This is a genomic window from Frankia alni ACN14a, from assembly GCF_000058485.1.
GTDB classification, from domain to species: domain Bacteria; phylum Actinomycetota; class Actinomycetes; order Frankiales; family Frankiaceae; genus Frankia; species Frankia alni.
Genome location: NC_008278.1, coordinates 310,621 through 330,898, shown reverse-complemented (window position 1 = coordinate 330,898; position 20,278 = coordinate 310,621). Strand labels below are relative to the sequence as shown.

Here is a 20,278-nt window from a genome sequence, read left to right as displayed (position 1 = left end):
GATCTGCCAGTGGGTTATGCCCTCGACCCGGAAATCGCGCCCTGGGTCGCGCTCCTGGCCGACGTCCCGATCACCGACGTCGCGCGGGCCCGCACGCTGGTGCGTCGGCTCGCCGCGGCCGTCCCGCGGCCCGATGCCGGCGCAGCGGTCTCGATCACCGACCAACCAGTCCCGGGACCGGCGGGCGCGCCGGACGTCCGGGTGCGGGTCTACCGTCCCGTCACGGCCCCGGCCGACTGTCCGGCGGTGCTCTTCCTGCACGGCGGCGGTTTCATTCTCGGCGATCTCGACATGGCGCACGGCGAGGCACTGCGATTCGCGGAGCTGGGTTGTGTGGTGGTCAGCGTCGACTACCGGCTCGCGCCCGAGCACCCCTACCCGGCCGCGGTCGACGACTGTTACGCCGCGCTGCTCTGGCTGGCCCGCGAGGCCCGGCCGAACCTGGGCGTCGATCCGGCGCGCATCGCCGTGGCCGGTGGCAGCGCGGGCGCGTGCCTCGCCGCCGCCCTGACCCTGCTCAGCCGCGACCGCGGGGGCCCCGCCCTCTGCTTCCAGTTCCTCACCGCCCCCAAACTCGACGACCGTCTCGACACCGTGTCGATGCGCACGTTCACGGACACCCCGATGTGGAACAGCGGAAAGGTCGCGCTCACCTGGCGCTACTACCTGGCCCACCGTGTGGGCGGCGCCGACCGCGCCGGCGGCCCCGCCGCGGACGTGCCGCCCTACGCGGCGCCGGCGCGCGCGGCGGACCTGTCCGGCCTGCCGCCGGCGTTCGTCTCGGTCTGCGAGTTCGATCCGTTGCGCGACGAGGGCCTCGCGTACGCGCAACGACTCGTCCAGGCCGGGGTGCCCACCGAGCTGCATCTCTATCCGGGCACCTTCCACGGCTCCCGGCTCATCCAGAGTGCCCAGGTCACCCGGCAGATGATCGCCGACGAGGATCGTGCGATCGTCCGCCGCCTCGGCCTCGAACCTCGTCCTGCCCCGAGCCGGGACTCCCAAGTGCCGTGGCAGTACTAGGACCGTGGGCGGGTGCAGGACCGCCGGTGTGGTGGCCCCCGGGCTGCTCGAAGCCGCTCAGGACGTGGGCGAATCCGCCGTCGACTCGGGAGTCGCGGCGCGCGCTGGTGGTGACCCGCACCGCCGTCGTGTGGAGAACACGCAGGTCGGGATGGCGGTGCAGGTTCGCGGCCAGCGCGTTGTCCTCGCCGACGGCGAGCGGGGGGATGCCGCCGACCCGGTTGTAGGCATCCAGGCGGATGCCCAGGTTGGCGCCGTGCGCATGCCGGTGCCAGCCCGAATCCGCCGGCTCCGTCCCGCGGTAGTGCCGCAGGAAACGTCGCTGCGCGGGAGCGGGAAAGCCGTCCCAGTCGTCGATGTCGACCACGCCGAACACGGCGTCCGCGCCGTCGAGGGCGAACTGCACCTGGGCCGTGAGCCAGTCGGGGGAGACCCGGCTGTCCGCGTCGGTGGTCGCGAGCCACACCGCGCGCGGACCGGCCGGAGCCGCGTCCGCTGCCGCCCGGGAGATCAGGTGCGCGAATCCGCGCGACCGGGCCCTTCCCACGTTCCGCTCGCGCACGGCGAGCGTCGGCACGGCCCGCCTGCGGCAGTGCCGGGCCGACTCGTCGCCGCAGTCGTCGAGCACGACCAGCACCTCGACGACGACGCCGCGCAGACCGGGGTGGTGGACCGCCTCGCCCAACGCGTCCAGGCAGTCCCCGATCAGGTCCTGCTCGTCATGGGCCGGGACCACCACGGCGACCCTGCTGATCCGGTTCACGAACGGCCGATCCGGTTCATGGGCGGCTGACCCGGTCCCCGGGAGGCTGATCCCGGTCCGCGGGAGGCTGATCCCGTCTCACCGCAGGCCCGTTCGCGCGGCGACCGAGCGGCCGTCACGCGCCCAGACGTCCGCCACCAGATCGTCCTCGAGGTGGTGCACGAGGCGCGTCAGACCGGCGCCGACGGCGGCCTGCCCGAGCAGCGCGTGCACCTCGTCGCCCCCGCACGGGTAGTCCTCGACGGGATGGCGCCAGTGGACGGCGACCAGCGTGCCCGCCGAGGCGGTCGCACGGGCGGCGACGAGGCGGGCGTCGGCCTGGTCGAAGTAGTACCCCACCTCGGAGAGCACCACGAGCTCGAAGGTCCCCGCCGGCCAGTCCCCCGGCAGCCGCGCCGCCTCGACGCGCACGTTCGGCAGGTCGGCGGTCCGGCGGGTGGCGGCCGCCACCGCGGCGGGCGCCACGTCGGTCGCCAGCAGCCGCCCGCAGCGGCCGGCGAGATCGCGGGTCAGCAGGCCGATCGAACAACCCGGCTCGTAGCCGGTCGCGTAGTGGTCGTCGGGAAGAAGGGCGACGGTGAGTGCCCGCTTCCGCCGCTCGTACCAGCGGTCGGCGAAGCCCCACGGGTCTCCGTCGCCCGCGTACATCTCGTCGAAGTACTGCGGCGGCAGCGTCATCGAACCCTCCGTGAAGCCCTCGCGGCCCGGCTTCCCGCGGTGTACCCGGGTTCGGGTCAGCAACGACAGCGGGGACGCCGCCGGCGGGTCACAGCGACCAGTCGGGCTCGGCCGCGGCGACGACGGCGGCGCCGAGAGCGGCCAGGTCCCGTTCGGCGTGCTCCTGAAGGAGGTAGACCTCCAGATCGGCGATGCGGGCGGAATGCTGGCGGTCGCGGGCGCGCGGCCCCGGCCCGAGCGCCCGGTCGACCCGGCGGATCACCTCCGCCGCCGCCCCCGCCACGGTCGCCCGCACCCGGCGGGCGAGGCGAGCGTGATCCGCCTCGGGGCGGGCGTCGACCGCGTCCGCCGCCGCCCGCAGCACGTCGCGGGCGCCACCGAGCGCGACGTCGACGGCGCCGAGATGGGCCGCCGCGTGCGGGTCGTCCCCGCGGGCGCCGACCCGCTCCCGCAACGGTGCCGCCACGGCGGTGGCACCCCCGTACCAGCAGGCCGCGACGCCGATCCCGCCGATCCAGAACCCGGGACGGCGCAGGTAGCCGTCCGGCCCGCCGACCGCGCGGGCGGGCACCCGGTCGAAGCGGACCCGCCGGGTATCGGCTGCCTTCATGCCGCCGGCGGCCCAGTCGTCGGCGGCGACGGTGATCCCCGCGGCGTCCAGCGCGACCGCGAGGAGCTGACGAGACTGTCCTCGACGGGCGGTCACCAGGGCGTGGGTCAGCAGGGTCGCACCCGAACACCAGGCCTTGGCGCCGTCGAGCAGCCAGCCTGCCCCCTGCCCGTCGAGCGGGACGGCGGTCAGGACCCCGGTGGGGTCCTCCGCGGCCCAGACCCCCCAGCGGGACCCCGGCGGCAGCGGTGCGCCCGCGAGCTCGGCGACGACGGCCACCGCGTCGGCGTGCGCCTCGGCGAGCCGCGCGAGCACCAGGTCGTCCGCCGCGAGCGCGGCCAGCGCCGCCCAGCGTTCGAGCGTCCGACCGCGCCCCGGAAGCGGCAGCTCCCCCGCCGCCGCGCACGCCTCGGCCAACGCCTCAGCCCGTACCCGACCAGGTGCTCGCATGGTCCCCCCGTGGCCCACATCCGGTTCACCGCGGGCGGCCACCCAGGTCCACGGGCCGCTCGTCGCAGGAGGGGATACCCCGTCCGCGGCAGTATGATCGCCCGACTATGCCCGAAGGTCACACTGTGCACAGGTTGGCCGCGGTTCACCAGCGGATGTTCGCCGGCCGGACGGTGTCCGTGGCCAGCCCCCAGGGGCGGTTCACCGAGGGCGCGCGCCGGCTGGACGGGCGGCCGCTCACCGACGCCGAGGCGCACGGCAAGCATCTGCTCCTGCGGTTCGACCACGACCAGGTCCTGCATGTGCACCTCGGCATCTACGGCACCTACGCCTTTGGCCCCGGGCCCGCTCCCGTGCCGACCGGCGCCGTCCGGCTGCGGCTCACCGCGGACACCGGCTACGCCGACCTGCGCGGTCCCAACGCCTGCGAGCTGCTGGAACCCGGTGGAGTGAAGACGCTGCGCGACCGGCTCGGCCCCGATCCGCTGCGCGGCGATGCCGACCCGGACCTGGCCTGGCGCCGGATCGAGCGCAGCCGCACCCCGATCGCCGTCCTCCTGCTCGACCAGATGGTCGTGGCCGGCCCGGGCAACATCTACCGGGCCGAGGTGCTGTTCCGGGCCGGTGTCGACCCGCTGCTACCCGGACGGGACCTGACCCGGCGGCAGTGGACGGCCATCTGGGCCGACCTGGTCACGCTGATGGCCGACGGGGTGCGCACGGGCCGGATCGACACCGTGCGCCCCGAGCACACCCCCGAGGCGATGGGCCGTCCGCCCAGGGTCGACGACCACGGTGGCGAGGTCTACGTCTACCGCCGCGCCGGCCAGCCCTGCCTGATCTGCGCCACCACGGTGCTGACCAACCGCCTGGCCGCCCGCAACCTGTTCTGGTGCCCCGGCTGCCAGCGACCGTCCTGACAAGGCCGCACGACCCGACGAGCCTCGGCGGAGGCCTGCGTGCCAAGGGAACGTCCAGGGAACGCCGTGTCCGTAGAGTCCTTCACGACGCACCACCTCGGCGTCCCTCGCCGAGCTTCCTCTGTGAACGGAGTGAGTAATGTCCCTGACGATCGGTGACACCGCGCCCGACTTCGTGGCCGCGACCACGGAGGGCCCGATCAAGTTCCACGAGTGGATCGGCGACTCGTGGGCGGTGCTGTTCTCCCACCCGAAGAACTTCACCCCGATCTGCACGACCGAGCTCGGCTACGTCGCGTCGATCAAGCCCGAGTTCGACCGCCGCAACGTCAAGATCATCGGCCTCTCGGTCGACCCGATCGAGCTGCACGACGCCTGGGCCAAGGACATCGAGGAGACCCAGGGCACCGCGCCCAACTACCCGCTGATCGGCGACGCCGACTTCGCGATCTCCAAGGCGTACGGCATGCTCGGCGCCGACGTCAGCGGTGACCCGTCGGACCGGACGGCGGCGGACAACCAGACCGTGCGCAACGTCTTCGTCATCGGCCCGGACAAGAAGATCAAGCTGGTGCTGGTCTACCCGATGACGACCGGGCGCAACTTCGACGAGGTCCTGCGGGTCATCGACTCCCTGCAGCTCACCGCGAAGCACAAGGTCGCCACCCCGGTGAACTGGAAGCAGGGCGAGAACGTCGTCATCGCCGGCTCGGTCTCCAACGACCAGGCCAAGGAGATCTTCGGCACCTGGGACGAGCCGAAGCCCTACATCCGCATCGTCCCGCAGCCGACCGCCTGAGTCACACAGCAGCCTGAGCCACACAGCAGCCTGAGCCGCACAGCAGCCTGAGCCGCACAGCAGCCTGAGTCACGCAGCAGGTCGAGTCAGCGGTCGGGGGCAGGGGCGTGTACCGGGGGCAGTGCTCGGCGGCCCGGAGCGGACGATCCGACTGTCCGAGTCTCGCGACGACGTTGACGTCGTCCTGATCGATCAGGACGACGGCCTCCTGGTTCGGCCGCGAGTGGACGGGCCACCGACCGCAGGCCATACCGGCCGGTCGCGGTGCACCGGCGGCGTGCGGTGCGCTCTGCACGGTGCGCGGGCACAGACCGTGCAGAGCGCACCGCAGTCGGGCCCAACCCGGGTGGGCCACCGAGCCGGGCACCGCGGACCAGGTCCGGCGGCCGTCACCGGGGCGGTCCTCAGACCGCGGCGGCCTGGCGGCGCGAGCGGGCGGCCCAGAACGGCTGCCCGGCCTTCTCGTACAGCGCGGCGGCCGAGTCGAACCCCACGCGAGCCTCGACCGGGTCGCCTGCGGCCACCGAGGCACTTGCGGCCGCCGACTCGGCCATGGCCGTCCAGGCCATGCTGTCGTGGAACGACGCCGCCCGCCGGGCCGCCTCGGCGAAGGCCCGCGCTCCCGCGACGTCGCCGGTCCGCGCCAGCGTCTCCGCGCCGACCGGGTTGAGCAACAGGCCGCAGCTGGCGCAGTCGCCGTAGTGGGCCGCGGTGCGCGACGCCGCCCGCACCGACTCGACGGCGCCGTCGAGATCGTCCCGCTCCAGCGCCGCCAGCGCGGCCGTGGCGTGCAACCGCCCCCAGGCGTGCCGGGCAAGCGGGGTGACCGCCGCGATGGCGGACGCCCGCCCGAGGTAGGGCGCAACCTCGTCGAAGGCACCCGTGCAGATCGCGAGCTCGGCCCGGCGCAGCCAGGGCAGCGCGACGGATCGGCTGCCCATCGGCGCGTACAGCTCGCAGCTTCGGTCCAGGCAGGCGGCCGCGGCGTCCCAGTGGCCGCGCAACAGCAGCGACTCGCCGAGCAGACACCAGGCGAAGGCCTGCACCGCCACCGCGTCGGCTCGCTCGGCCAGCGCCAGCGTCTCGCGCGCGTACTGCTCGACGTCGCCGGCGAGGGCGTCCTCGTAAAGCTGGTACTGCCCGATGCAGTGGTTGATCTCGAAGAACCGGCTGACCCGGCCGCCCAGGTCCACCGCCGCGAGCCGCGGCATCTGGAGCTGCAGCGCCGTGCGCCAGGTGCCCTGGATGTGCGCCAGGATCGCCTGTTCCTCGAGCGCCTCGACGACGGCGTCGGCGTCGCCGTGCACCACGGCCACCTGGTGCGCCCGGTCGGCCAGCTGGCGGGCTGCGGCGAGGTCGCCGCGTTCCCGCATCACACTCGCCCGCACGCCGGCCAGCCGGCCCTGGTCGGTGGCGTCCGGCCCGAGTCGGTCCGCCGCGTCCAGGTGCGTCTCGGCCGCGTCGAGCTGCTGCTGCGTCACCAGCGTGGCGGCGCTCTTGCGATGCAGGCGGACGGCTGTCGACGCGTCGGGTCCGGCCCGCAGCGCCCGCTCGTAGGCCGTGATCGTCGCCGCGGCGTCGCCCGACTGGGCGCGCAGGTCCCCGACCCGCTCCCAGACCTCGATCGCCTGCTCCGGCTCGGCCGCGAGGTTGCTGCGGATCTCCTCGTACAACCGTTGCGTCGACGGGCTCGGTTCGATCCCCAGCTCCGCGTCGAGCACGTCGCACAGCCGCTGGTACTGCCGCCGGGCCTCGCCACGGCGACCGGCGGCGGAATACAGCCGCATCAGCCAGGCGTGGTTGTCCTCACTCAGGGGATCCGCGGCGACGAGGCGCTGCACGGTCCGGGCGGCATGGTTGAGGTCCCCGCGGGTTTCGAGCAGCTCCGCGAACTCCGCCATCAGCGCCAGCCAGTCATCACGCAGGGCATCGCGCGGCGCGGCCGCCCAGTCCTCGTAGACGTCCTGCGGCAGCAGCCCGTCCCGGTAGCGCTCGATCGCGCCGACGTGTGCGTCGACGGCCCGGGTGCGCCGCGCGGTCGCGGCGGCCGACCGGTACTCGTCCACGTCGACCGACAGCCGATCCGCCGGTAGGCACAACAGGTCACCGACCGACGCGATGAGATCCGCGCCCTGTTCGCCGTCGAGCGCGCGGCGGGCCGCGTGCAGGGCCTTGCGCAGGTTACGGCCGGCCGCGGCCGGGTCCAGTTCCGGCCACAGGACGTCCATCACCTGGTCCCGGCGCAGGCGGTGCCCGGGTGCCAGGGCGAGCAACTTGACGAGCGCCGCCGGCCTGCGCTGCGACCAGGTCGCGTCCGGGACCGCCCGGTCTCCCACCGTGACCTGAAAGTGGCCGAACAGCTCGATCCGCAGAGTCTCCACTCGTCCCCCCTCAGGTCGCCCGACGGACGAACCGCGCCAAGCACCTCGATGGTGCCACGCGGCGTCGATCTGGACCGGGGCGGCAGCGCCTGCCACCCACCCACCCGACACCGCCGCAAATACGGTCAAATGTTGATACCGCCTATCAGCGCCGACAGTCGAGCTTGACGGGGCGCAGCGGCCCGGAAATCGTGGTCCGAAAGGACGGCCGTTCGCTCAGTGCCCTTCGGACCCCGGGAGCGCAGTAGTGACAATCTCGATCGAACGCAACGTCGACCCGTTCGACACCATCGATTCGGGAGCCGATCCCACCTTCGAGGAAAGCATTCTTCTCGAACGGATGGCCGGGCACTACTATCCCGCCGTCCTCGACTGGTTCTTCGATCTGCTGCCGCGGGAGGCGCGGACGGTCCTCGAGGTCGGCTGCGGCACCGGGCAGGTTCTCGACCGGCTGGTGGGCCATCTGGGCACCGACCAGGTCGAGCGGGCCGTCGGCATCGATCGCAGCGCCTACCTCGCCAGGCGGGCGGCCGAACGCTTTGGCCGGTTCGAGATCTTCGCCGCCGACGGAACGCAGGTGCCGCTGCCGGACGAGCAGTTCGATCTCGCGACGACCGCGACCGTGCTGGTGCATGCCGCCGACCCCGCCGGCATCCTCCGGGAGATGCACCGGCTCACCCGTCGCGGCGGGACGGCCGCCGTCCTCGACCAGGATTTCGGCAGCGCCGTGATCCACCCGGGCGACCGGGACCTCAGCCGCCGGATCCTCGATGCGGCGACCGACTTCTGGCAGGACGGCTGGATCGGGCGCAAGCTGCCCTCGCTGCTGCGGGACGCCGGTTTCACCGTCACCGGGTTCCACTCGACGGTCCGTATTGATCGGACCTTCGACCGGGCATTCTTCACCCGGATCCGGGACTGGGTCGTCACCGCCGGATTCGCCGCCGCGGAGGCTGACCGGTGGCTCGCCGAGCTGGCCGCGGGGGCCGAACGCGACGAGTTCGTCTTCACCCGCAACTTCTATGCCTGCATCGCGCGCCGGGATGGTTGAGGGCGCGCTCCTCGTCTACAGCCCCCTCAACGAACCACGCCGGCCGGCGCTCATCCGCCTCGCCGAAATCCACCCGCGCGTCGTCCTGCTCGCCGAGGATCACACCGACGTCCCGCCCTGGGCCGACGAACTCCTCGCCGACGTGGTGCGGATCGACCGGCTCGACGCGCCGGCCGCGATCCGCGCCACGCGGGACCTGCTCGCCCGCCGCGGGAGCGTCGCGGACGGCATCGTCTCGCTGTCGGAGACAGGTCTGGCGTTCTGCTCGGCCGTGGCGGCGGAGCTGGGCCTGCCGTTCACGCCGGGGGACGTGCTGGAGCGGGCCCGGGACAAGTCCCGGATGCGGGCGGCCTTCGCCGAGCACGGCCTGCCGACGGTGCGGTTCGGCACCGCCGGGCGGCTCGACGAGGCGCTGGCGATCGCCGCGGACATCGGCTACCCGGTGGTGCTCAAGCCGCTGCTCGCCGGCGGCAGCCTGTTCGTCTGGACGGTGCACGACCCGGCCGAGCTGGCCGCCGCGTTCGACGACGTGCTGCGCGGCGGCGCCCAGGTCGTCGCCGGCGACCCGCTGGTGCACGCCACCTTCCGCGGCGGCGCGGCACCTCGCCTGCTCGTCGAGCAGCTCATCGGCGGGCGGCGGTGGTTCGCCAGCTCGCTGGACCTGCCCGTCGGCGAGGTGAGCGTCGAGGGCAGCGTCGTCGGCGGCGAGGTGCGGGTGCTGGCCCACCACGACAAGCCGCTGCCGGCCGACGGCCCCTTCTTCGAGGAGGTGCTGTGGTCGTCGCCCTCCCGGCTGCCGGCGGAGCTGCTGGCCCGGGTGGACGACGTGGCGGCCGGCGCCGTGCGCGCGCTCGGCCTGCGGGACTGCGTGTTCCACGCCGAGATGCGCACGACGGACACCGGGCCGGTGCTACTCGAGGTCGCGGCGCGGATGGGCGGCGGCCCGATCTTCCGGTCGGCCCGGCTCGCCCACGGCGTCGACCTCGTCGAGACGATGGTCCGGATCGCCACCGGCGCGCCGACGGCGAACGGGCGCGCGGCGCCGGCCCCCGAACCCGACCGGCCCGAACCCGAGCGGCCCGAACCTGAGCGGCCCGAACCTGAGCGGCCCGAACCTGAGCGGCGCAGCCCCGCGGTGATGACGTTCGGCCTGTTCGCCGACGAGGGGATGCTGCGGGCGATCGAGGGGCTGGACGAGGTGCGGGCGCACCCGGACGTCGTGGAGGTCTGCGTCTACGAGCACCCGGGCACCTACATCCATCGCGCGCCGCGCTCGGACCACTGCACGGTCCACGTCATGATCGCGGCGGCCGACTTCGCCACCGCGGAGGACCTCGGCCGCTGGGCGCAGCAACGCATCCGCTTCGTCACGGGCGACCATCCGACGGGCGCCCGTCATGTGGGCCGTCAGTAGCCGGACAGCACTCCGGCCGGCAGGAGGTCGTGCAGGAGTTCGGTGGTTTCGCCGCGCGGCAGCGCATCGAGCGAGTCGACGTCGAGGAACTGCCGGAGCACGAACGAGTAGTCGACGCTGTGGAAGGTGTGCTTCTCCTGCGGGGTCATGTTCCGCGCGGTGTCGGTGAGGACCTTGCGCACCCGTGCCGGGGTCAGGTAGAAGCGGCTGTACGCCTCCCGGCGCAGCTCCTCCAGGCGATGCCAGGAGACCTCCGCAGTCGGCGAGCTCTCCCGGGCGCTGAAATAGCCCTCGCCCGCACCACCACGGGGCGGCTCATAACCCTGGTCGATCGCCATGTCCCAGACCTCGGTGCCCTCGTGCGGGGACAGCACGAAGAAGTTCGCCTTGCTCAGCCCCGTCGTCGACGCGTTGAACTCGATCGTCCGCTCGATGTCCGCCTCGCTCTCCGACGGGAAGCCGAAGATGTTGAACGAGCCGAGAATGACGCCCGCGTTACCCATGTACTCGATCATCCTGCGGGTGCGTTCGAGGTTCAGCCGTTTCTTGATCACCTCCTGCACCCGTCGGTCACCCGACTCCACCGCGACCATCGCGTAGAACGTGCCGCCCTCGAGCAGCAGGTCGACGATGTCCTCGGTGAGCAGGTCCGCGCGCAGGCCGTTGGGGAACGCGAAGCGCAGCCCGGGCCGCCGGGCGAACTCGGCGAAGATCTCCCGTACCCGACCGCGGTGGATGTTGAAGATGTCGTCGTAGACGAGAAACGTGTCGACGCCGGCGGCCTCCCGCCAGTAGTCGACCTCCGCCACCACCGCCGCCGCGGACCGGTACCGCACGGACTTCCCCATGATGTCGTGGCAGTACACGCACTGGTACGGGCAGCCCCGCGTGGTGACGATCGGCACGTACCGCACCTTGAGGTTGAGCAGCGAGGTGTATCCGGCGAAGAGGGTCGGGTCGAGGTGCGCGAGGGTGGGTGTCGCGAGCGTGTCGAGGTCGGGCACGACGCCGCGCGCATTCGCCCGGACGGTCCCGTCGGGCTCACGGTAGACGAGCCCGACGACGTCCGCCCGCGGCGAACCGCCATCGCCACCACTGCCGCCGCCACCGCCATCACCGCCGTCACCGCCGCCCTCGCGGAGCAGGTCGAGCAGGTCGCTGAAACCAGCCTCGCCCTCCCCCACCAGGGCGTAGTCGATGTTGTCGTCGTCGAGCACGCTCCGGCCGAGCGCCGTCGCGTGCGGGCCGCCGACGACCACGACGCTGCCGAACTCCGCCTTGACCCAGCCGGCCACGAAGGCGAGCTCCGGCGCGTAGTAGGTCAACGCGCTGAGCGCCACGACGTCGGGGGCGAACCGGCCGAGCGCCGAACGCCAGTCCTCGCCCCGGCTGAGCAGGTGCAGCAGGTTCACCTGCAGCGTGCGGTCCTCCGGCCGCCACGCGACGTTGGCCTCCAGGTAGAGCGTGCCCAGCTCGATGCTGCACTTGTTCTCGTAGAACGTCAGCTCCCGCCCTCCGATGGCGTCCTGCTTGGCGTTGACGTTCACAAAGGCGACTTTCACGAGGGTCTCCCTGACACGGGCGGCGCGGGCCCGCCAGCCGGGGCCGCCGCAGCGGTCCAGGGCCCGGCCGTCGCGTCCACCGTGTCGTTGCGGCCGGTGCGGTCCACGCCGCGGACTCGGTGGAGCACCCGCCCGGAGATGTCCGGGACGCCGAGCTCGCGGTGCTGGCGGCGGGCGAGATCACGGTCGTAGTAGGAGGTGGCGGGCATGTACCGGAAGGTGATTCCGGCGCGGCGCGCCCCGGAGACGTTGGCCGAGGATCCGTGCACGAGATGGACGTCGTGCAGCGAGAAGTGACCCGGTTCCAGCTCGGCGACGCGCACGGCGGCGCGCTGTGGCTCGTCGAGCTCCAGCCCCTGGTTCAGGGTGGTGTCGCGCCCGTCGGAGCGCTGGTGCCCGAGCAGCGTGCGCGCCCGGTGCGAACCGGCGACGTAGCGCAGTCCGCCGTTGTGCGGGCCGGACCGGTCCAGCGCCAGCCACACCGTGCACGTCGCCAGCGGCCGGATGGGCCAGTAGTGGCCGTCCTGGTGCCAGGGCGTCGGTTTGCCGACCCGCGCCGGCTTGCCGAACATCCCGCAGGCCCACAGCAGGACATCGTCGCCGAGCACCGCCGACACCGCGTCCAGCAGCACCGGGTGGCTGCCGTAGCGCAGGCCGAAGCCACTCGCCATCAGGTCGGGCACGAAGTCCGGCACATCGCTCGGGTCGTCCCGCAGATAGTCGACGAGGTCCGACCGCACATCGTCGAGGACTTCGGCCGGTATCGGTTCGGGGGCGATGACGAGACCCTCGGCGCGGTAGCGTTCGACGTCGAGCCGGGCGGTATCGGTCCGCTCGCTCATGGACGCGCCGCCTCGAGTGACGCGACCGGAGCGATCGGGCCGGTCGGAGCGGTTGGGCCGGTCGGGGCGGTCGCCGGCAGGCGCAGCCCGAACAGCCGGGACACCGTGTCGTGCGTGAACAGCGTGGTGGTGTCGGGCCCGACCGCCGCACGCAGCTCGGCGACCTTGCCCACCGAGTGCGGCCAGGTGGAGTCCGCGTGCGGGTAGTCCGAGGCCCACATCAGCCGCTCACGCGACCAGCTCGGCAGGATCCGGGTCACCTCGTCGGTCTCGTGCTGGAACGTGACCCAGACGCCGTCGGTCACCTGGTCGCGGGCCGGCCGGGACAGGTCGACGCCGAAGGATCGTCCGAACCGGTGGTCGGCGTGCTCCAGCCGCTGCAGGAAATGCGGCATCCACAGCAGGTCGAACTCGCAGAGGACCAGCCGCAGTGCCGGATACCGCTCCCAGACACCGCCGAAGACGAGCGCGGTGAGCGCGCGCTGGGCCTGGGACGGGATCATGACGTAGTCGAGCAGCGCGCCGTGGACGTCGATCGTGATGTCGCGGCGGACGGCGCCCCGGTGGATGACCACCGGCAGGTCGAGGCCGACGGCGGTCTCCCACACCGGGTCGAAGGAGGCGTCCGCGTAGGACCGCTCCGGGTCGGCGCGTAACACGACGCCGCGCAGGCCCAGACCCGCCGCCCGGGTGACCTCCGCCGCCGCGAGCCCGGGGTCGGCGTCGTCCACCAGGGCGGTGCCGACGAGCCGGTTCGGGTCGGCGGCGCAGTACTCGGCGACGAAGTCGTTGTAGGCGCGCAGGCAGGCGCGGCGAAACTCGGCGTCGCGGCAGCCGAAGACCAGGTCCGCGAAGGTGGGGAACAGCACCTCCGCGGCAACGCCGTCGACGTCCTGCTCGGCGAGCCGCGCCCGCGGATCCCACACCGAGGGTGGGGCGGCGGCGAAGCCCTGGGCCGCCCGGCGGGGGAGCTCCTCGGACGGCACGCCGGCGGCGCTGGCCGCGTACACGCTGCGCGGTTGGATGTCCTCGCAGACGAAGTACTCCCCCGGCCGCCCGTCGAGGTTCACCACCCGGGGCGCTCGCTCCTGGTAGCGCCGCGGCAGCCGGGATGTCCACAGCTCGGGCGGCTCGCAGAGGTGCGAGTCGGCGGAGATCAGCGGCCGGTTCACCGCGCCCCCTCGCCGGTGGCGCCGGCCGCACCGATCGCACCGATCGCGCCGGCCGCACCGGCCGCACCGGCCTCGACCAGGTCGGGCAGGCGCAGCCGCGCGATCTCGTCGGTGGTCAGCGCTCGGTCGAGGACATCCTGCGCGAGTGTGCCGTCGTCGAGCACGCGGTGCACCCGCCAGCAGGACGGATCGGACGCGGTCCAGCGTTCGTACTCGCCGCGTCCCGAGTTCGCCATCGCCTGGTAGGCGGTGCCCCGGCAGCCGCCGTAGCACTGCCGGGTGGCGAGCAGGTCGCAGTCCCGGCAGTCGCCCTGGATGTGGTCGTCGAGGTTGCGGATGACGGCGAGCGCGGGGCTGCCGAGCACCTCGGCCAGCGGCTGCCGGTTGAGGTCACCGATCGTCGTCTCGATCCCCGGGCAGGGCCTGACGGCACCGTCGGCGTGCAGGTCGAGGCGGTACAGGTTCTCGTAGCAGGCGCCCGCCAGGCAGGGCGGCTTGGCCTGGTACGGCTCGTAGCCCATCGCGGCGTCCTGGCGGCGGACGGTCTCGAACAGCTCCTCGATTTCGGCCCGGCGGATCACCAGGTGCGGGTTGGTCCGGGCGAAGCCCTGCAGCTTGCTGAGCTCGATGTGCGAGTAGATGTTCCGCTCGCGCAGCTGGGCCACCAGCTCCGGGAGGAACTCCAGGTTGTCGCGGGCGATGACCGACTCGACGCCGAGCCTGGTGCGGCCGGGCTCGTCCGTCACCGTCAGGCCGGCGACCTCGAGACGCTCGATCAGTGCGATCTGCCGGGCGTAGACGGTCTCGGCGTCCCGCGGCAGACCGGACAGGTACTTCTGCACCTCGGCCAGCCGCGCGCGGCGGGGATCGTCGGGCCCCACGACCGGCACGTTCAGCTTCGTCAGCAGGTTGACGCCGCTGGCGACGATCCAGTCGATCGACTCCGGCGTGAGCAGCCCCCCGTTGGTGACGAGCGTGACCGCGATGCCCCGCCGTTGCAGGAAGGAGATCGTGTCCTGCCAGTCCGGCGCGGCCAGCGGTTCGAACGTGCCGTTCACCGTCACCGCCTGCAGCCCGAGCGCGATCGCCTGCTCGAGCCAGCCCTCCATCCGCCGTTCCCAGGCCGGGTCGCGGTGCAGGGGCACCGATCCCGACTCGTTCGCCGTCATGACGGTGGGTTGACGGGGGCGTCCGTGCAGTTCCGGATCGCCCGCATAACAATAGGGGCATTTCCAGTTGCAGGTCGGCGGGGTGTTCATCTTCAGGCCCACACGTAGGACCTTTCCGTCCGCGAAGGCGGAGTACCGGCCGTCGAGCGTGGTGAATGGGCCGGCAAAGAGAGGAAGCGGGCGGAGTTCAGCCATGAGCCCTCCAAGCATAGGCTGTGCAAAAGCAGCCGCCCAACGAGGGTAAATCACGGAGTCGCACCGGACAAGGGCTTCTGACCTGAACGGGTAGTCCTCGCATCCAGCCGGATGTTTCACGCCGATCACCACCGCCTCGGGCCGGCAACCCTGGTGCATCCACGACGTCCCGCAAATGTTTACGCAGCGCAGCGACACGGTCCCGCCCACGCCTATAGGAAAAGCGGTGACCTGCGCCGCGACAAAGATTTGAGATCGCCATACGTAGCACTTCGTGACCGCGGACCAATGCGAGCACATTCGCCGCCGCGGCACCCGGCGCGCGAGCAGGCGGGCGCCGGCATGCGGATGCCATGGTCAGCGCGCGCCCCTCGCCGGATCCGCGGCGCGGCCCAGGCGCCGGCGCCGAGGCGGGTGCGGTCCGCCGGGCAGCGCACCCGTCCCATGGCGGTGGGCTGTCCGTTCGGGCGCCCGCGGAGTCCGGCCTGCCCGGTCCCGGCGCAGCCCGCACGGCGAAGTCGCCCCGACGGGCACATTTCCGGCCGGCGCCGCCGCCGGCCGGACGACTCGGCCGGGATTACGACGGATTAGATCTTCAGTCCACGGTCTATTAGGCGCCCGATATCCGGATTCGCCCGAGAGGATTTCCGGCGGCTCCACCCCCGAACGGGAATATCGCTCCGTTGCGGGGGTCGGCCCCGCCCGGTCATTGCTCCACCCGGACGCCGGGGGCGCCCAGGCGCCGATCGGAATGACACGCTGCCGCCCGGGGCGAGCCACCGGTTTCGGACCACCGGCTTCGAACCACCGGCTTCGGGCCGCTGCCTTCGGGCCGCGGGGCGGGCAATTCGGTGAAGAGCGCCCCGAACGAGGCCCCCCGAAGGAACATCGGACGCCCGGGCGGGTGCGTCGGTGCACCCGGCGCGGGCGACTACGATCAATCGGAGGAAGGCAGAGCATCAAGGATCTTGAGAGGCGGCCATGTCGGCACGTATGCCCGCGGTGCCCGAGGAGCGGGTGTCCGCTCCAGCCGGTAGCAGCTTTGCGGAGGCGGTGAAGGCCGCCGGCCTGACGATGTCGGGTCCGAACGCGATCGTGGTCGTCCGCGACGCCGCCGGCACGCTGCGCGACCTCACCGCCGTGCCGGCTGTGGACACCGAGGTGACGGCGGTGCCGATGTCGAGTCCGGACGGCCTCGCGGTGCTGCGGCACTCGACGGCGCACGTGATGGCCCAGGCGGTGCAGGACCTCTTCGACGAGGCCCGGCTCGGCATCGGGCCGCCGATCGAGAACGGCTTCTACTACGACTTCGACGTGCCCAAACCGTTCCAGGCCGAGGACCTCGAACGCATCCAGGCCCGGATGCGGGAGATCGTCAAGCAGGGCCAGCGGTTCCGCCGCCGCGTGCTGACCTCGCGGGAGGCGGCCCGCGAGGAGCTCGCCGCCGAGCCCTTCAAGCTGGAGCTCGTCGACATCAAGGGGGAGGCCTCGGGCGCGGCCGCCACCGAGGTCGGCAGCGGCGAGCTGACGATGTACGACAACGTCGATCCCCGCAGCGGGGAGGTCGTCTGGACCGACCTGTGTCGCGGCCCGCACCTGCCGTCCACCCATCTGATCCCCGCGTTCGCGCTGCTGCGCAACTCGGCCGCCTACTGGCGCGGCGACGAGAAGAACCCCCAGCTGCAGCGGATCTACGGGACCGCGTGGCCGACCCGTCCGGCGCTCAAGGAGTATCTGACCGCGCTGGCGGAGGCCGCCAAGCGGGACCACCGCCGCATCGGCGAGGATCTCGACCTGTTCGCGTTCAGCCCGGAGATCGGCAAGGGGCTGCCCCTGTGGCTGCCCAACGGGACGATCATCCGCGACGAACTGGAGGGCTGGGCCCGCCAGACCGAGCGGCGCCTCGGCTACCGCCGGGTCGTCACGCCCCACATCACCCAGGAGGACCTCTACTTCCTGTCCGGGCATCTGCCGTACTACGCCGAGGACCTCTACGCCCCGATCCAGATCGAGGGCGAGAACTACTACCTCAAGCCGATGAACTGCCCGCACCACCACATGGTGTACAAGGCCCGGCCGAAGAGCTATCGCGAGCTCCCCTACAAGATCGCCGAGTACGGGACCGTGTACCGGTTCGAGCGCAGCGGCCAGTTGCACGGCCTGATGCGGGCCCGCGGCTTCACCCAGAACGACGCCCACATCTACTGCACCCGCGAGCAGGCCAAGGAGCAGTTCCTCGAGGTCATGCGGATGCACGACGAGTACTACCGGGCGCTCGGGATCACCGACTTCTACATGGTTCTCGCCCTGCGCGACCCGGCGAACACGACGAAGTACCACGACGACGCGCAGATGTGGGAGGACGCCGAACGGATCACCCGCGAGGCGATGGACGAGTCCGGCATCCCGTACGTCGAGGAACTCGGCGGCGCGGCGCACTACGGCCCGAAGGTCGACTTCATCATCCGCTCGGTGACCGGCAAGGAGTTCGCCGCCTCGACGAACCAGGTCGACCTCTACACCCCGCAGCGCTTCGACCTGAAGTACCACGACGCCGACGGGACCGACAAGCAGGTCGTCGTCATCCACCGGGCGCCGCTGGGTTCGCACGAGCGGTTCGTCGCGTTCCTCACCGAGCACTTCGGCGGCGCCTTCCCCGTCTGGCTGGCCCCGGAGCAGGTCCGGGTCATCCCGATCATGCCGGAGCTCGACGAGTACGCCGAGACGGTGAGTCAGGCGCTGCTCGACGCGGACGTGCGCGTCGACGTCGACGCCAGCGACGGCCGGCTCCCGGCCCGGGTACGCACCGCGGTCACCCGCAAGATCCCGCTGATCGTCGTCGTCGGTCGGCGCGAGGTCGAGGAGGGCAGCGTCTCCGTGCGGGACCGGTCCGGTCAGGAGACGTCCATGCCGCTGGCCGACTTCGTCCGCCGGGTCCGCGAGCTGATCGACACCAGAAGCCTCGAGGGCGCCGGCCACCTGCGCGCGGGCTCGGACGCGACACCCACCGAGGTCGACGCGACCGACTGACCCAGTCGGCGCGACCAACTGACCCAGCCGACGCGACCGATCACCGCCACCTGGCGCCGTCTGGTCCTCGGTCCCTCCACGAACAATCGTGATCATCGATCCGGCCAACGGCTCCCGCCCAGGATGCACATTCCGGCCGGGAGCTCGGGTCGGTGCCGGTTCCGCGGAACACCAAGATCGTCTTTGGGGTGCCGGCGTAGTCGCCTGGGTGGCTGCCGGGCACCGTTTCCGGGTCCGCTGCCGGCCGGTTCGGCTTCCGTAGCATTCCATGATCCGATGCCGCGATGGCGCGATGCCGCGATGCCGCGATGGCGCGATGGCGGCTATAGGCCCCAGGTTCGGCGTCGCGGCCGGGGGTGCGGGTCGGTCGCGGCGGTGTGTGGGCGTTGCCGCCTGGTTGATCTTGGTGGGTTTTTGTCGGTGGGGGGTGGGACGATGTTCGAGTCCTGTTCGACGACACCCCTGGCCCGGTGATCATGATGGCTGTTCCTGTGTTCCCCGTTTCCGCCGATCCTGCCGCCTCCTCGGCGCTGGGGGTGGATGTGGAGTCGGCGTCGTTGGGGGAGGTGGAGGAGGTGATCTGCCGGTGGGCGGGGCGGATCGCGGCGGCGACGTGTGCCTGGCTGCTGGCGGTGGCGGCGTTCGATCGGCGCCAGGGCTGGTCGGGGATGGGGCTGGGGTCGTGTGCGCACTGGTTGTCGTGGCGGTGCGGGATCGGTCTGCGCACCGCGCGGGAGCAGGTGGCGACCGGGCATGCGTTGGAGCGTCTGCCGGCGATCCGGGCCGCGTTCGCCGCGGGCACCCTGTCGTATGCGAAGGTCCGGGCGGTGACCCGGATTGCCGACGAGCATTCCGAGCAGGCGTGGTTGACCCATGCCCGGTTCTGCACCGCCGGGCAGATCGAGCGGCTGGTGCGTTGCGCCCGGCAGGCCCGCGGGCAGGAGAAGACCCGCCGGTCGGCGCCGCGGCTGGGGTGGCAGTACGACGACGACGGGATGCTGCGGGTGAGCGCGGTGCTTTCCCCGGACGACGGTGCCCGGCTGATCGCGGCGTTGGACGCGGCCCGGGCCGGCCTCGACACCACCACCCCCCTCGACTCCCCCGGTGATGCCGAGGCCGGTGAGGTGCCCGCGGACGGGGAGAGTGTGGTCCGGGCGCGGGATCGTAGGCGGGACGCCGAGGCGCTCGTCGCGTTGGCCGACGGGTTCCTCGACCGGCAGGCACCCGGGCTGACGGCCCCCGAGCACACCCTGACCGTCCACCTGACCACGACCCTGCCCGACACCACCGCCAGCCCCGACGGCACGGCCAGCGGCGGCGAGGACAGCACCCCGGCCAGGGCAGCAGATGGTGGCGCCGCGGGGCCGGTGGGGATGGCGCGGATCGGGATCGGGGCGTGGGCGCAGGTCGACGGGGGGATCGGGCTGTCCCGGCAGGTCGTGGCACGCCTGGGCTGTGACGGGTTCCTGCGCGGCCTGGTCACCGACCCCGACGGCAACAACCCGCTGCACCTGGGCCGGCGGCAGCGTCACCCCGGCCAGCGGCTGCGTGACGCCGTCTACGCCCGCGACCACGGCCACTGCCAGTACCCCGGCTGCGGACACACCCGCTTCCTGCAGATCCACCACCTCACCGAATGGACCCGGGGCGGTGACACCGACATCGACCGCCTCACACTTCGGTTGAGGCACCACCATTCGATCATGTTCCCCACCGGGGCGGAGGACCCAGCATCCGACGAAGATCCATCTTCTGTCGGTCGGTCAGACGCGGCGCACGCGCGAGCAGCCGCGCGACATGATCCGCCATCGATGATCTATCCGCGGGGGGCAGCCCACCCGCCCGCCCGTCCGCGGGCACCGGCGATCCTGCCGGCTGCACCATCGTCGACACCGCATCCGCCACGGCGCCATCCGGGTCGGCCGGGCCGCCGTCCGGTTCATCGTCGAACGGCAGGAACCTCTCCCCGGTGATCCTCGGCTCACCGTCGGAGCCGTGCACACCGTCACGTTGGCCTTGCATCAGGGGAACACCGCTTCCAGGCGGACCCCGCCCGTCAGCCGCACGCGACCGGCAGGCACGGGGGTCGACGGGAACAGGACGGCACTCAGAGACACGCCCCGAGCCCGACCCGGACCGTCACCGCGGTCCCACGAGGTAGCCCGTCCACCCGGCGTCACAGCACACGCGAAGCGGGGCAGGACGACCAACGCCCCACC

General features: G+C 72.4%; 15 protein-coding genes. 7 read left to right on the top strand and 8 right to left on the bottom strand.

Annotated features, from left to right (window positions below):
• The first annotated feature begins 9 nt into the window (after positions 1 to 9).
• Positions 10 to 1,023 (top strand): alpha/beta hydrolase, encoded by a 1,014-nt coding sequence (locus FRAAL_RS01370; RefSeq protein WP_011601565.1) that lies wholly within the window; start codon positions 10 to 12, stop codon positions 1,021 to 1,023.
• Here FRAAL_RS01370 and FRAAL_RS01365 read toward each other — a convergent pair.
• The 3 genes from FRAAL_RS01365 to FRAAL_RS01355 form a co-directional block, all read right to left on the bottom strand.
• Positions 917 to 1,786 carry a glycosyltransferase family 2 protein gene (locus tag FRAAL_RS01365; protein ID WP_011601564.1) on the bottom strand — a complete coding sequence of 290 codons (870 nt, stop codon included), beginning with the start codon at positions 1,784 to 1,786 and terminating at the stop codon, positions 917 to 919. The genes FRAAL_RS01370 and FRAAL_RS01365 overlap by 107 nt on opposite strands.
• Before the next feature lie 78 nt (positions 1,787 to 1,864).
• Positions 1,865 to 2,464 (bottom strand): SAM-dependent methyltransferase, encoded by a 600-nt coding sequence (locus tag FRAAL_RS01360; RefSeq protein WP_041938659.1) that lies wholly within the window; start codon positions 2,462 to 2,464, stop codon positions 1,865 to 1,867.
• A gap of 88 nt (positions 2,465 to 2,552) precedes the next feature.
• A complete protein-coding gene (locus tag FRAAL_RS01355; protein ID WP_050997304.1) occupies positions 2,553 to 3,524 on the bottom strand; it encodes an acyl-CoA dehydrogenase family protein in 972 nt (323 codons plus the stop codon).
• A 107-nt stretch (positions 3,525 to 3,631) separates the two neighbouring features.
• Between FRAAL_RS01355 and FRAAL_RS01350 the strand changes: the two genes are divergently transcribed.
• Together FRAAL_RS01350 and FRAAL_RS01345 are read left to right on the top strand one after the other, a co-directional pair.
• On the top strand, positions 3,632 to 4,444 hold the full coding sequence (locus FRAAL_RS01350) for an Fpg/Nei family DNA glycosylase (protein WP_041938657.1): 813 nt from the start codon (positions 3,632 to 3,634) through the stop codon (positions 4,442 to 4,444).
• Between the two features lie 139 nt (positions 4,445 to 4,583).
• On the top strand, positions 4,584 to 5,243 hold the full coding sequence (locus FRAAL_RS01345; protein WP_011601560.1) for a peroxiredoxin: 660 nt from the start codon (positions 4,584 to 4,586) through the stop codon (positions 5,241 to 5,243).
• A 404-nt stretch (positions 5,244 to 5,647) separates the two neighbouring features.
• Here the strand turns inward: FRAAL_RS01345 and FRAAL_RS01340 are convergent, their stop codons facing one another.
• Positions 5,648 to 7,624: a BTAD domain-containing putative transcriptional regulator gene (locus FRAAL_RS01340; RefSeq protein ID WP_011601559.1), complete on the bottom strand. Its 1,977-nt coding sequence runs from the start codon at positions 7,622 to 7,624 to the stop codon at positions 5,648 to 5,650.
• Positions 7,625 to 7,871: 247 nt separating this feature from the next.
• Between FRAAL_RS01340 and FRAAL_RS01335 the strand changes: the two genes are divergently transcribed.
• Together FRAAL_RS01335 and FRAAL_RS01330 are read left to right on the top strand one after the other, a co-directional pair.
• Positions 7,872 to 8,675: a methyltransferase domain-containing protein gene (locus FRAAL_RS01335; protein ID WP_011601558.1), complete on the top strand. Its 804-nt coding sequence runs from the start codon at positions 7,872 to 7,874 to the stop codon at positions 8,673 to 8,675.
• A complete protein-coding gene (locus tag FRAAL_RS01330) occupies positions 8,668 to 10,089 on the top strand; it encodes an ATP-grasp domain-containing protein (RefSeq protein ID WP_011601557.1) in 1,422 nt (473 codons plus the stop codon). The genes FRAAL_RS01335 and FRAAL_RS01330 overlap by 8 nt, the downstream gene beginning before the upstream one ends.
• On the opposite strand, the gene FRAAL_RS01325 is transcribed toward FRAAL_RS01330, so the two are convergent.
• The 4 genes from FRAAL_RS01325 to FRAAL_RS01310 are packed head-to-tail and all read right to left on the bottom strand — an operon-like array spanning position 10,083 to position 15,029.
• Positions 10,083 to 11,651 (bottom strand): B12-binding domain-containing radical SAM protein, encoded by a 1,569-nt coding sequence (locus FRAAL_RS01325; protein ID WP_011601556.1) that lies wholly within the window; start codon positions 11,649 to 11,651, stop codon positions 10,083 to 10,085. The two genes, FRAAL_RS01330 and FRAAL_RS01325, sit on opposite strands and share 7 nt — an antisense overlap.
• Positions 11,648 to 12,493, bottom strand: a complete 846-nt coding sequence (locus tag FRAAL_RS01320) for a phytanoyl-CoA dioxygenase family protein (RefSeq protein ID WP_011601555.1) — start codon at positions 12,491 to 12,493, stop codon at positions 11,648 to 11,650. The genes FRAAL_RS01325 and FRAAL_RS01320 overlap by 4 nt, the downstream gene beginning before the upstream one ends.
• Positions 12,490 to 13,665, bottom strand: coding sequence for an amidohydrolase family protein (locus tag FRAAL_RS01315; protein WP_011601554.1), 1,176 nt, complete (start codon positions 13,663 to 13,665; stop codon positions 12,490 to 12,492). Before FRAAL_RS01315 ends, FRAAL_RS01320 begins: the two co-directional genes overlap by 4 nt.
• A complete protein-coding gene (locus FRAAL_RS01310) occupies positions 13,662 to 15,029 on the bottom strand; it encodes a radical SAM/SPASM domain-containing protein (RefSeq protein ID WP_063822587.1) in 1,368 nt (455 codons plus the stop codon). The genes FRAAL_RS01315 and FRAAL_RS01310 overlap by 4 nt, the downstream gene beginning before the upstream one ends.
• A 981-nt stretch (positions 15,030 to 16,010) precedes the next feature.
• On the opposite strand from FRAAL_RS01310, the gene thrS reads away from it, so the two are divergent.
• Complete coding sequence (gene thrS, locus FRAAL_RS01305; RefSeq protein WP_011601552.1) at positions 16,011 to 18,059, top strand: threonine--tRNA ligase; 2,049 nt, start codon at positions 16,011 to 16,013, stop codon at positions 18,057 to 18,059.
• A 476-nt stretch (positions 18,060 to 18,535) separates the two neighbouring features.
• Complete coding sequence (locus FRAAL_RS01300) at positions 18,536 to 20,032, top strand: HNH endonuclease (RefSeq protein WP_041940048.1); 1,497 nt, start codon at positions 18,536 to 18,538, stop codon at positions 20,030 to 20,032.
• The last annotated feature ends 246 nt before the right edge of the window (positions 20,033 to 20,278 follow it).